Source organism: Photobacterium sp. GJ3 (assembly GCF_018199995.1).
GTDB lineage: Bacteria > Pseudomonadota > Gammaproteobacteria > Enterobacterales > Vibrionaceae > Photobacterium.
Genome location: NZ_CP073578.1, coordinates 749,094 through 761,801, shown reverse-complemented (window position 1 = coordinate 761,801; position 12,708 = coordinate 749,094). Strand labels below are relative to the sequence as shown.

Here is a 12,708-nt window from a genome sequence, read left to right as displayed (position 1 = left end):
TTCATTAAACGAAATCAATTAATTTCTTTAATCTCGTCCACTATTTTTTGTTCATATTTAGCGAAACTGAAATCATGTGCTCTTAATTTTGCATTCCGCGCCAGGACTAACCAATAATTATAATTATCAGCGACATCAAGAATTGTTTTTTGTATTGTATTTAAATTTCTAGAATCAATCAAAAAACCAGAATCAGAATTAGATACAACTTCTACTGGTCCTCCAACTATTGGTGCTATAACAGGATTGAACTGAGACATCCCCTCAATAAGAGTTAAACCGAAAGTTTCAATCCAACCATTCTGTCTAGACATATTTAATACCAGAAATGACTTTTGGTACCATTTTAACAAATCTGATGGTCTGTAAAGTATATTTAAGTTATGTGGTAAGCTAAATCTTGAAAAATAGGTCTCACCTTCATAAGGTTCACAGTTGGCAATCAGAGTAAACGTAAGACCTTCATTTTTCATATTGCTAGCCAACTGAATAAACTCAGGAATTCCTTTATAGTCTTTTAGCGAAGACAGCATTAAAATTGTTTTTCCACTCCATTTTTTTTCTAACTCTTGGTCAGTCATTTTAGACTCTATATATATAGAGTCTAAAGAATTATGTACGACACTATAATCACATAGTAATTTATTTTTTAACTCATTTGCTAAAAAATTTGATACATAAATTACTTTATCTACAAAGATAGAATGGAATTTTAAAAGAAAAGAATTCAGTACTAGAGGCTTAATTGAAATCTCATGTGAATATAATATAGTTTTGTTAGCAAATATCTTACCAGCTAAGGATGCCGAAAATGGAAGTAATGTATTAACAACAACCACTTTATTTTTTATTTTCCTATCTTTAAACAACATAAATGAAAGTTTAAAAAACAAAATAAACTGACTTAGCAAATAATAAAAAAGTGTGAGTGCTTTATTATTAGATCGTTTATAAAAAAAACGCTCAGTGCTTGAAGAAACCTTCGAAATAAATCCTGAGCTAGAAGACCCCAAAATGGAAACATTATCTAACTCTTGATTGTTTAGTACATTTACTAACTGCGATAAAACTTTCGGGCTGCCACTAAAATCATCATATAAATGACAGAGGTAATATTTCTCCACTTAATTCATCCTTTAATAGTTTCATATAAAAAATAATATAGTCGACACATTAAATAATGAAATAATGTTCTTTTTTTATTGATATAAATCATGGCTGACTTATTATTTTTATACCTAAAACCATTTATTTTTTCTTCAAATGTTAGATTTTCACTTTCCATTGAAAGATCATGCTCAATCGTTTCATTAAGAACATATACTGGAATTTTTTCCTTTTTCAGATTAAGGAAAAAATCTGTATCAATCCCATAAAAATCTAACTGCTCATCAAACTTTATTCTGCAATCTTCGAAAACAATCTTATTGATAATAACTCCACTAGTTATACCAATTAAACCATAATTAATTCCTGGAGAAATATGCTTTAGATGTTTTCCAACTACTACCCCAAGTTTCGCAGGGCTGTACAGTTTTCCGTTTGAAAAAACTTGAGGAATAGCTACCAATTGCTTTTCATTAATAACCTTCTCTAAACTAGATAAGTAATTTTTGCAGTAGTTTGAGTCATCATCAGAAATAACAATATAATCAAAATCATGTGTAGCTATAACAAAGTTATAAACATAACTTAATGAGCAATTGCGATTATTTGTTAAATACCTATAGCCTGCATTTAAAGCATGATTTTTATTTTCTTTCCTATATTCATCTTCAGTACTATTATCCCAAATGATAACTTCTCTTTCTAATGAAGTTGCAACATCATCAGAATCTAAGAGAAAAGTTCTTGGCGCGGGAATGTTTTCAATCAATTTATTATAAACAACTATAAGTAACAGTACCTTAGATTTCTTTTCTAACATCATCTACCACCGATAAAAATTTGTTCATGACAATATTAGGTAAATGTCTACTCTCAAGTTCTCTTACGATTATTTCAATTTCATTCGGTGATATTATTTGAGACTCTTGTATGCAAGAAGCAATTTTATCTTTTGAAGTAATATCCTTTGCATGTCGACCTGAATAATTATAATAAGCAGCCTCTGTAATATTTTCAGATGTCAACAAACCACCAAAATTACCACCATTTTTACCAATAATATGCCCAGCCATTATAACTTTCTTTTTTAATAGTAATGCTTCTAAAGCTGAGCGACCAACGGCAATTACACAATCAGCATGATTTAACTCAATCAAAAGCTCATCTCGAGCTAAGGAGCCAGTAAATCTTACAATATGATTATATCTCGTATATATTTCACTTGCATATGCACTAGATATATCTCCGATAACAGTGAAACTATATTCTTCAATATCAGCTTTCTCAACAAAACCTAAAAAGCTTTCTATTGTACTTCTTTTTTCTTCATGTAAATGGCTAAGAAGTACAATATTATGTTTCTTACTTTCACTTATTTCATCTTGTGCTAAATTTGGTATATCTATGGGATTTTGAATAACCTCGGAATTATAAACCCCTTTACTAGCCAGGAAATCTCTTACTTCTTCACTAACAGCAACAAACTTGTTCGGATTAATATTAAGTTCGTTATAAATACTGGTATACTCATTAGGAAGTATATGATGGACTATATTTATATGAGGTACAGCTCTTAATAAAGCAGAAGCCACTATTGTCGGATAGCCTTGCTGTGATATAAAAAAATCTGCACCTTTTACATATTGACCTAAATAAGCTCTATAAAAGAACTTTAACCAAAACCAATTTCTATAAAATAATCTATGCTTTATTGGTAAATCGGATACCCTATCAGCATTAATCCCAACAAATGGGATTAAAACAACCTTGTAACCACATTCTCTTAAAAACTCTGCCATAACACCATTACTAGATATAATAACTATTTCAGCAGATTTTTTTTCCTTAAGTTGCTTTGCCAAGCTATATACATATTGTTCTGAACCACCGCGGTTAATTGTATTTATAAAGAAAACGCATTTCATACTTTTAGTATAATCCATTTCAAGTAAGTTGAATTTCGATGCCAATATTCTTCATTTTTTGTTCTATTAAAGAATACCCTCTAAGTACTTGAACAGCATTATCTACATTGATCAAACCTGGATAAAATATTGCCAGTAATAGCATAGCGAACCCAGCCCGTAGATCATGAGAATATAAGCCAACATTGTTATTTATATCTTTAAGAGATAAACTATAAATTGTTGACTCACCTGTACCAACTTCAGCACTTAAACCTATCTTCATCGCTTCTTCTAAATACTTGAAACGTTTTGGATATATTGGGTCTATCACTTTTACAGGTTTATCAGCGGCATATGCCAGTAACATAGCAATAACAGGTTGATAATCTGTACCTATCATTGGATAAACACCAACTTCCAAGTCCTTCACATCAAGTGCTTTTGCTTTTCGAACGATAACCATTCGTTCATGTTTTTTTACTTCAAAGTCTAAACCAAGAGACTTCAAGTATTCCAAGGGTTGCTTAATATATTCAATTTCAACATTACTTACTGTTAGTTCGTGTTTAGCATGCATTGCGCCAAGAACTATATAGCTAATAGCTTCAATACGATCAGAGATAACCCGATGTTCAACACTTGGTCTATGGTTCTCCGTATTAGGTGTGATTTTTACATCTCGCTCAGATATGAACTCAACTTCCACTCCCACTTTTTCTAGGTATTCCACTAAGTCAATGATCTCTGGCTCGATGGCAATATTTCGAACAATACAAGGGCTCTTCATAGTTGCTGCAGAGATCAATATGTTATTTGTTGCTCCAACACTAGGAAAACGTAAAGTATAATTAAATGATTCAACAATTTCTTTATTATCAAACTCTATATGATCAATATGTTCTGTAATTTTACAACCAATACTTTTAAAAAAATCCAAATGAATATCGATCGGGCGTTCACCAAATGAAGAGCATCCTCCAGACAGCCCTAATTTAAACGTTTTAACACCAGCACCAACTAGAGCTCCCATTAAGATGGTTGAGTATCTGATCTTAGCTGCTAATTCAGTTGTAATTTCAATATTTGATGGAAGATCTGGAATTTCTAAGCATATTTCGTTATCTGAATGGGTGAATTCAACACCAATTGTCTGCAAAATGTTCCCTAAAATCTCTGTATCTCTTAATACTGGTGTATTAGTAAACAAGGATTTTCTTGATAAGAGAGATGCGCACATTAAAGGAAGCGTGCTATTCTTTGCTCCTGAAATTTTCACCTCGCCTTGAATTTCTTTTACATTTTTAACAACTAGACTTGACATTTTTCTCTCTTAATAAATTTAAAATTTCGATTATATCTAATAAAAGCAATGCTCTAATATTTTGAATAAATATTTCATTAGTTCTTTTGTTTAAAGCATTCATTATTAATGTGGACACTGAAAAAGCTAACACTGTCGCAATTGCAGCACCTTGTGCTCCATACTTTGGAATAAAGATATAATTCAACCCTATAGCACAACAGACTGCTACTACATTCTTTACAGTAGAGTACCACACAAGATTATTTCTATAGAAAAAAACTGCTTGTGAAGTGCCAAGTGACACAAAAATACTTGCAACAGCGTGTATCTTTAATATATTGGAAGCAGCTATATAATCATTGCCGTATAAAAAAGTTATTAATGGTTCTGAACAAAAATAAACAACAATTAAGAAAAAATATGACAATGCAACTGTTATTTGCATTCCAAATACTTCAGTCTCAAAAATTTTTTTTGCTTGTCCTTCTATCCTAGGTATCAAATAGCTCATTATAATTGCTGGTATCATGAACCACATTTCTGAAATCCGTGTTGCTGCACTATAAATACCAGCAGAGCTTGGACCATCAATATTTTCTAACATGATAATATCTATTTTAGAAAATGCAATAACAGACAGAGCCGAGGCAACTAAAAAACCACCTTGCTTAAATAATTGAGATGCTAAAGTAATAACTTCATAGCTTATTATTATTTTTTGGTCTTTTCTTTTGTATACAAAAAATGCAATTAAACCTAAAATATATTCAAGAGCGTAAGTATATGCAAAATAATCCAAACCCATTTTATTATAGCTGCCATAAATTCTTGCAGCCAAAACTATTGAATAAATTGCTATAGAAATAATACAAAGCTCTTTCACCTTTTTCTTAGCTTTAAACTGTATTTCTCTAACATCAAATAAATTAAAAAAAGCTGATATCAATATGACAGTAGTAGCTAAATCCACATCTCCCAAATTAAATATAACTAAAGCCACAAATAAATAAAGTGAATTTAATACTAATCTAACCAAAAAATGAGAGCTAAACAGCTTAGAGGATTCTTTTAAAGAAGACTCTCTAAGTACATAACTTTCTAAGCCCAAGCTAAGTAATACAATTATTATACTTCTAATTGCAAGATCTGATGAAATAAGACCAAATTGTTCAGCACCAAGTGTTCTTGCAATTAATATTGAGGATGTTAGCCCAACACCAAGACGAAAAAACCTCTCAGCAAACAAAAGAATTAATTGATACAATTTATAAACTCTACTTAATTTCTTCCATAAAATCTTGACTATTTTTCCTTAAAGAATATGGAACTAACTGGTCTTTATCCGGATATCCAAATGCAATCAATGCAGAAATCTGATAATAATCTGGTATATCTATTAATTGCTTTAGTTTCTGATCTGTTTTTCTTGATACACACCAGTTTAATGCACAAGAACCAAAGTTTAATGAGTGCATTGCATTAATCAAGGACATAACCCATATTCCACCCTCAATGTAACCTAAATTTCTCTCTTCATGCCCCTCCTGATACCTAATATCAGAACAAACAATCATAACACCTGGTACCTTATCTCTGAATGTACGACTTCCGTTTTGTAATGAAAGAATATCTTTATTTTTTATTAAAGATGTAGAGTAAAATATTTTTATAGCTTGTCTATTACATGCAGATGGGCAATGCTTTGCTATCGAAATAATTTTCTTAATATCTTCGTCTGATATAACATCTGTATTGAACTCACGTGTACTACTTCTATTTTTAAAGAATGTTGAGTAATCAACCCAATTATTGATAACATTTAATCTCTTTGTGCCGCCATTTATTCCACCAGTGTAGAACCCTGAAACGACTCTGTTGAACCTCTCTTCTTCAAATAAATACTTTTGGCTATTTTTATCGTTCTTATTAATTTCAAAATATTTTTTTAATGTGATTATAGCGCTTTGAACATGCTTGTTTTTCCTTTCTGATTCACTTAGGTTTTCAATAATAATATTTTGCAACCAATGGATACTGTCCAATCCAAACTCTGGCTTTTTATTAGTTATTGATAAGCCTTTTTCAATAGTATGATAAATGCGAATTATCAATCCAAACGCATGTTCTTCTTCTCGATAACGCCCTACATGTAATGAATGCTTTGCATAGTTTCTGTAGTCATAAAAATAGTCAGGAATCATTTTCAAACAATTAATGATTCTCTTCACTTCTCGCTTCATATTTTTAATCAAAGTGTTGTAGCCTCTACTAGCAAAGAGCCATTTTCATCTTTATCAGACAAGATTATTGAATTATTTACTGGCCATTCGATCCCAATAGATGGATCATTCCATATGATACTATGTTCAAATTTTGGGTTATAGTAATCTGTACATTTATAAACAAATTCAGCCTCATCACTCGTTACATAGAATCCATGAGCAAAACCTTCTGGCACCCAAAGTTGTCGTTTATTTTCTGCAGAAAGGTATACGCCAACCCATTGGCCAAATGTTGGCGAGTTCTTACGAATATCAACTGCCACATCAAATACTTCACCAGAGATTACTCGAACCAATTTACCTTGAGTATTTTCGGTTTGGTAATGTAGCCCACGTAAGATGCCTTTTTTCGACTTGGAATGGTTGTCCTGCACAAATTGGCACGGTTTACCCGTCACTAACTCTTCAAATTTTTTCTGCTGCCAGGTTTCCATAAAGAAACCGCGCTCATCACCAAATACAGCAGGCTCAATAATTTTGACATCCGGAATGTTAGTTTCTATAACTTTCATATCAATATTCTTCAATTCGTTCTAAAGCAAGATGCCAATTACTTGGTGTAATCCCAAATTCACGCTGAATTTTGTCACAATTTAGCTTTGAATTTGCTGGTCGTTTTGCAGGAGTGGGAAAGTCTGCTGTCGTAATTGTATTTAGCTGAGGTTTTTTATCGATCACCTGATGTTTTACTGCGGCATCAAAAATGGCGCTAGCAAAGTCAAACCAAGTAACATGAGGCATGCCAGAAAAATGATAAATACCATAATTCGTTGGCATCCCACTGGTAATATGATGTGCAATTTGTATTAACGCATCAGCAATATCATCGGCATAAGTAGGTCCACCGAACTGGTCTCCTACAATTCCCAGACTATCTCGCTCCTTACCCAAACGTAACATTGTTTTCACGAAATTTTCGCCATTTTCATGAAAGACCCAGGCGGTACGCAATATAATATGTTTCGAACAAAATTCAGCCACCAACTTTTCGCCGGCTAACTTCGTTAGGCCATAAACACCTTGCGGGTTCGTTTCATCCAGCTCATTGTAGCAACCCGACTTTTCACCAGAAAACACATAATCAGTCGAAATATGAAGCAAAGCTGCATTGATACCTTCCGCGGTTTTTGCCAAAAATTCAGGACCGACTGCATTAATTTGATGCGATAGTTCCTGTTCTTGCTCTGCTTTATCCACTGCTGTATATGCTGCGGCATTGATAATGACATCCGGTAAAAAGGCCTGAACTTGTGTTTGTACTCTTGCTTCATTGGTAATGTCCAATTGCTCGCGTGTAACCGCGAGCAATTCAGCCTTACCCTGAAGTTTATTGACAAGCGCTTGACCGACCTGGCCATTTGCACCCGTAATCAATATTTTCATATCGGCTGTCCAGTCTTTATTGATATTTGAACTTTTCGTCAATCAGACGTTTTAAATATTGACCATATTCATTTTTGAGCATGGGCTTGGCGATCTCTAACAGCGCTTCATTGCTCAGCCATCCATTACGCCATGCAATCTCTTCTAAACAAGCGACTTTCAACCCCTGTACATGCTCAATGGTTTGAACAAAAGAAGAAGCTTCATGCAAACTTTCATGGGTGCCCGTATCTAACCAAGCAAAGCCACGGCCAAGCAACTCTACATTTAAACTGCCATCTTCCAAATACATTTGGTTGATTGACGTAATTTCCAGCTCACCCCGCTCAGATGGCTCCACTTGTTTTGCAAAATCAACGACACGATTATCGTAGAAATACAACCCGGTCACAGCGTAGTCTGATTTGGGTGACGTCGGTTTTTCTTCAATAGAGACAGCTTTCATCTCCTGATCGAATTCGACCACGCCAAAACGCTCCGGATCTTTCACCTGATAGCCAAAGACAGTCGCACCTTGCTCACGTTCAGCTGCATACTTTAAAGTTTTCGAGAATGACTGGCCATAGAAGATGTTATCACCGAGTACTAAACAGCAACTGTCACCATCAATGAACTCTTCGCCAATAATGAATGCCTGTGCCAGACCATCCGGACTTGGCTGGACTGCATATTGCAAATTGATGCCAAAGTCTGAACCATCGCCCAAAAGACGTCGGAAAGATTCGTTATCTTCTGGTGTCGTGATGATCAAGATATCTCGAATACCTGCCAACATCAGCGTTGATAGCGGATAATAAATCATCGGTTTATCGTAAACAGGAAGCAACTGTTTGGATACACCCCGCGTGATCGGATATAAACGCGTGCCAGAACCGCCAGCTAGAATAATACCTTTCATGATGCAGTTACTCCCAAACGTTCCATACTGTACGAGCCATCCAATACACGCTGCCACCAGGTTTTATTATTCAGATACCATTCAACGGTTTTACGCAAACCGGTTTCAAAGGTTTCTTCAGGTGTCCAGCCCAGTTCACGCTCAATTTTGCTCGCATCAATGGCGTAACGCACATCATGACCCGGGCGGTCAGCCACATAAGTAATGAGTGATTCATAAGACGCCAGACCAGTTGGTTTCTCTGGAACCAGTTCTTCAAGAAGCGCACAAAGGGTCTTCACCACTTCGATATTAGCTTTCTCGTTATGGCCACCAATGTTGTATGTTTCACCAACCACGCCCTGAGTCACCACTTTGTACAAGGCACGTGCGTGATCTTCGACAAAGAGCCAGTCACGAATCTGCATACCATCGCCATACACAGGCAACGGCTTTCCATCTAAAGCATTCAAAATCATCAGTGGAATCAGCTTTTCCGGAAAATGGTAAGGACCGTAATTGTTAGAGCAATTCGTCACAATGGTCGGAAAGCCATAAGTTCGCAGCCAGGCACGGACAAGATGATCGCTTGAGGCCTTTGATGCAGAATACGGGCTGCTTGGTTTATATGACGTGTTTTCAGTAAACAGATCGGTTGTGCCTTCTAAATCACCATATACTTCATCGGTTGAAATATGGTGGAAACGAAAAGCTGTTTTACGTGCTTCGTCCAACTGATTCCAATAGGCTCGAGACACTTCCAACAAGTGATACGTCCCGATGATATTGGTTTCGATAAAGTCAGCAGGACCATCTATTGAACGGTCGACATGGCTTTCCGCAGCCAAATGCATCACAGCATCCGGCTGATGTTCAGCAAATACGCGTTCTAGCGCAGCTTTATCGCAGATATCCACTTGCTCGAAACAATAACGATCGTTTTCTGAAATATTATTTAAAGATTCCAGATTGCCAGCATAAGTCAGCTTATCCAGATTAATAACACTGTCCGTTGTATTTTGAATAATATGTCGAACAACGGCTGACCCAATAAAACCAGCACCACCTGTTACAAGTATTTTCACACTGTTACCTTAATTACTTCGTAATGGGGGAAATTGATAATTTAAATTTATTTTGATTCATAGCTATAGTTATAGTAACCACCACTATAATGCGAACTCGCAGTTCTCAGCACCGCATTCAGAATAAAGCCTTTCACTTCAATGCCATTTTGCTCAAAGCGTTGTTTGGTCACTTCAATCTCTTTCACGGCATTCTGGCCAAAGCGGCCAACCAGCAAAGTAGTCCCCGCATGAGTACCCACAATGGCTGGATCGGTCACCGCCAGAATCGGCGGGGTGTCCACAACCACCATATCGTAGTTTTCAGACGCCCACTCCAGCAGTTTCTTGAAACGTGGATGCATCAGAAGTTCCGAGGGATTCGGTGGCACTTCGCCCCGGCCAATAAAGGCCAGCCCTTCCACACCAGGCTGTTTGATAATGTCTTCAATGCTTGCAGTATCTGCCAGATAGTTCGACAGGCCAGGTGTATGGGTGACCGCCATGTTTTTTTCTAACCGGCCTTTACGCATATCGGCATCAATCAGCAACACCCGTTGCCCTGCTTTTGCAATCACGGCAGCCATATTGGACGATACAAAGGACTTGCCGATACCCGGACTCGGCCCCGAAATCATCAGCACGTTATTCTTCGCTTCCATCATCGCAAAGTGCAGGCTGGTTCGCAGGCTGCGCAAGGCTTCAATCGACAGATCCGCCGGGTTTGCCACGGCCAGTAAACTTTCTTCGACGGTCAATTGACGCTTGGCTTTTTGTTTTTTCTCCATATCCGCCTGCCAGTCCGACATCGGAATACTGGCATACACAGGTAAACCAATCGCTTCAATCTCATCCGGGTTTTCAACCCCACGATGGAAGGCTGCACGAACCAGCACCAAAGCCACTGCCAACATACCGCCCAATAAGGTCGCCAGCACCACAATCAGTGGTTTCTTCGGTTTGATAGCCTGCGTGTACGACTGTGCGACATCCAGTATCCGGACATTCCCGACCGTGCTGGCTTTGAGAATGTTCAATTCCTGCACTTTATTGAGCAGCTGCACATAGATTTGCTGATTGACTTCCACATCCCGAGTCAACCGCAACACTTCTCGTTGTGTTTTCGGCAACTTCTGAACCTGTCGGTTGAATCGCTCCCGCTCTTTCAGCAGAGTTTGCCGCTTGTCCAGCAGGGCAATGTACGCCGGGTGCTCTTTGGTAAACCGCTGTGAAATTTCACTCTCTTTGAAGGTCAGTTCATTCAGCTGGGATTCCAGCTTCACCATCACATCCAGCGTCGATTTGGCTTCCAGCCCTAAATCGATCGAATCATTTGCCTGACGGAACTGGTTCAATTCATCTTCGGCCTGATTGAGCTGTAATTTAACATCGGGCAGATGGCCCCGGAGAAACGCCAGACTTTTTTCTGCTTCCGCGGAGTTACGCGCCACGTTTTGTAAGAAATAATTTTGGCTGATGTCATTCAAAATCGCCGTATTTTGCGCTTTATCGGGTCCGGTAAAAGACAACTGAAGAATGCCGGTTTGCTTCCCGCGTTCTGCAACACTCAGGTTTTGCTGGACCCATTGAATACTGTCAAGGCGGGAGCGTTTTTGAATCTCAAACTCTGTGCCGGAGGTTTCAGCATTCATTTCCGTAACAAAAACTTTGTAATCGCCGGCAACCGCTAACTCACCCACTTTGCCAGACAGGACTTTTTCCCCGTCATGATTGAACAGGATGAAGGTATGATTGCTCAGATCATCCACAACCAGCGTAAAATTCGGTTTTTCGATCTCTTGCGGAATTTCAAAGCGGCTGATTGCAATGCTGTCCTGATTGTTGGCGAGGCGGTTGAGACCGGGTCCAATCAATGGCAGGGCTTCAGGGCTTGCCAGCGTGGTCAGGTTCAGTTTATCGACCGTTTTCCCCAGAATCATTCGTGAGCGTAAAATTTCAATTTCGGTATTGGACGAAGATTCGCTGGAGAAGATTTCCCCCATATCGCCTAATGCAGACAAGCCGTTGTTTTTTTCTTCCACCTGAAGCAAAGCATCGGCTTTATAAATTGGCGTTGCCAGCAGCGCATAAGCGACACCTACAACAGCAAAGGCAAAGGTGATGGCGATAATGGTCCAGCGGCTGTCCAGTAAAATACCGAACAGTTTCCCTAGATCAATCTCATCGGAGTCGGATTGTTTGACCGACACTTGTTGCGAAACAGTCATCGTATACTTCTACTCTGGCTACTTTTCTAAGTCATTATTCCTGTCTGAGTGCTGTTCTTTCACTGGCTTCCTTCTAAGAAGCAGCGCTCAGGTCGAGAGTTTTCAGCGGCTGAATTTACAGCTTTTGTGCCCAGGCATGAGCCGCTTTATCTATCAACTGATAAGTGTGTTCATAAGCTTCCCGGCTCATACGATAGGGATCCGGAATATCCTGTTGTCCAATCCATTGTCCGAACAGCATGGTTTTACCCCGGGCTTCCGGCGCAATAGACGCCACAACATCAAGATGACCCTTTTCCATCACCAGAATCAGATCAAACTCACGACACAGATCAGCGGTCAGTTGTTGTGCCTGATGACCATCCAGACAAATCCCGTTTTCAGCAGCAATGTCTGTCGCCATGCGATCAGCGGATTTACCACTCAGGCCACTTTTTTCGGTACTGAGCCCGGCCGAGCGAATGTTTTTACCGGGGAGCAGTTGTTTTAACAGCGCCTCCCCGGATGGAGAGCGACAAATATTGCCGACGCACACCACCAGTATATGATTAAACATG

The 12,708-nt window shown here is 38.0% G+C and carries 12 protein-coding genes; all 12 read right to left on the bottom strand.

Translation table 11 applies throughout. From position 1 onward, the window contains the following. Positions 1-14 precede the first annotated feature (14 nt). The 12 genes from KDD30_RS03455 to KDD30_RS03400 all read right to left on the bottom strand — a co-directional run bounded on the left by KDD30_RS03455 (position 15) and on the right by KDD30_RS03400 (position 12,707). On the bottom strand, positions 15-1,124 hold the full coding sequence (locus KDD30_RS03455) for a glycosyltransferase (protein ID WP_211647406.1): 1,110 nt from the start codon (positions 1,122-1,124) through the stop codon (positions 15-17). 5 nt (positions 1,125-1,129) lie between these two features. Continuing rightward, positions 1,130-1,930 carry a glycosyltransferase gene (locus KDD30_RS03450; protein WP_211647405.1) on the bottom strand — a complete coding sequence of 267 codons (801 nt, stop codon included), beginning with the start codon at positions 1,928-1,930 and terminating at the stop codon, positions 1,130-1,132. Beyond that, on the bottom strand, positions 1,908-3,077 hold the full coding sequence (locus KDD30_RS03445; protein WP_211647404.1) for a glycosyltransferase: 1,170 nt from the start codon (positions 3,075-3,077) through the stop codon (positions 1,908-1,910). The genes KDD30_RS03450 and KDD30_RS03445 overlap by 23 nt, the downstream gene beginning before the upstream one ends. Continuing rightward, a complete protein-coding gene (locus KDD30_RS03440) occupies positions 3,052-4,335 on the bottom strand; it encodes a hypothetical protein (RefSeq protein WP_211647403.1) in 1,284 nt (427 codons plus the stop codon). The genes KDD30_RS03445 and KDD30_RS03440 overlap by 26 nt, the downstream gene beginning before the upstream one ends. Further along, on the bottom strand, positions 4,316-5,581 hold the full coding sequence (locus tag KDD30_RS03435; protein WP_211647402.1) for a flippase: 1,266 nt from the start codon (positions 5,579-5,581) through the stop codon (positions 4,316-4,318). The genes KDD30_RS03440 and KDD30_RS03435 overlap by 20 nt, the downstream gene beginning before the upstream one ends. A 10-nt stretch (positions 5,582-5,591) precedes the next feature. After that, on the bottom strand, positions 5,592-6,545 hold the full coding sequence (locus KDD30_RS03430; RefSeq protein WP_211647401.1) for a nitroreductase family protein: 954 nt from the start codon (positions 6,543-6,545) through the stop codon (positions 5,592-5,594). A 20-nt stretch (positions 6,546-6,565) separates the two neighbouring features. Beyond that, the gene (gene rfbC, locus KDD30_RS03425) at positions 6,566-7,111 is read right to left on the bottom strand and encodes a dTDP-4-dehydrorhamnose 3,5-epimerase (protein ID WP_211647400.1); all 546 of its coding nucleotides are present in this window, start codon (positions 7,109-7,111) and stop codon (positions 6,566-6,568) included. A gap of 1 nt (position 7,112) precedes the next feature. Next, complete coding sequence (gene rfbD / locus KDD30_RS03420) at positions 7,113-7,982, bottom strand: dTDP-4-dehydrorhamnose reductase (protein ID WP_211647399.1); 870 nt, start codon at positions 7,980-7,982, stop codon at positions 7,113-7,115. Between the two features lie 16 nt (positions 7,983-7,998). Beyond that, the gene (rfbA, locus tag KDD30_RS03415) at positions 7,999-8,880 is read right to left on the bottom strand and encodes a glucose-1-phosphate thymidylyltransferase RfbA (protein WP_211647398.1); all 882 of its coding nucleotides are present in this window, start codon (positions 8,878-8,880) and stop codon (positions 7,999-8,001) included. Then, positions 8,877-9,944, bottom strand: coding sequence for a dTDP-glucose 4,6-dehydratase (rfbB, locus tag KDD30_RS03410; RefSeq protein WP_211647397.1), 1,068 nt, complete (start codon positions 9,942-9,944; stop codon positions 8,877-8,879). The genes rfbA and rfbB overlap by 4 nt, the downstream gene beginning before the upstream one ends. Positions 9,945-9,991: 47 nt before the next feature. Next, positions 9,992-12,151 (bottom strand): polysaccharide biosynthesis tyrosine autokinase, encoded by a 2,160-nt coding sequence (locus KDD30_RS03405; RefSeq protein ID WP_211647396.1) that lies wholly within the window; start codon positions 12,149-12,151, stop codon positions 9,992-9,994. A 115-nt stretch (positions 12,152-12,266) separates the two neighbouring features. Next, positions 12,267-12,707, bottom strand: coding sequence for a low molecular weight phosphotyrosine protein phosphatase (locus tag KDD30_RS03400; protein WP_211647395.1), 441 nt, complete (start codon positions 12,705-12,707; stop codon positions 12,267-12,269). Position 12,708 lies beyond the last annotated feature (1 nt).

Excerpts from the sequence above, each read along its gene's own strand:
- rfbD (WP_211647399.1), bottom strand. The coding sequence starts at position 7,982 with ATGAAAATATTGATTACGGGTGCAAATGGCCAGGTCGGTCAAGCGCTT.
- KDD30_RS03440 (WP_211647403.1), bottom strand. The coding sequence starts at position 4,335 with ATGTCAAGTCTAGTTGTTAAAAATGTAAAAGAAATTCAAGGCGAGGTG.
- rfbA (WP_211647398.1), bottom strand. The coding sequence starts at position 8,880 with ATGAAAGGTATTATTCTAGCTGGCGGTTCTGGCACGCGTTTATATCCG.
- KDD30_RS03400 (WP_211647395.1), bottom strand. The coding sequence starts at position 12,707 with ATGTTTAATCATATACTGGTGGTGTGCGTCGGCAATATTTGTCGCTCT.
- rfbC (WP_211647400.1), bottom strand. The coding sequence starts at position 7,111 with ATGAAAGTTATAGAAACTAACATTCCGGATGTCAAAATTATTGAGCCT.
- KDD30_RS03450 (WP_211647405.1), bottom strand. The coding sequence starts at position 1,930 with ATGATGTTAGAAAAGAAATCTAAGGTACTGTTACTTATAGTTGTTTAT.
- KDD30_RS03405 (WP_211647396.1), bottom strand. The coding sequence starts at position 12,151 with ATGACTGTTTCGCAACAAGTGTCGGTCAAACAATCCGACTCCGATGAG.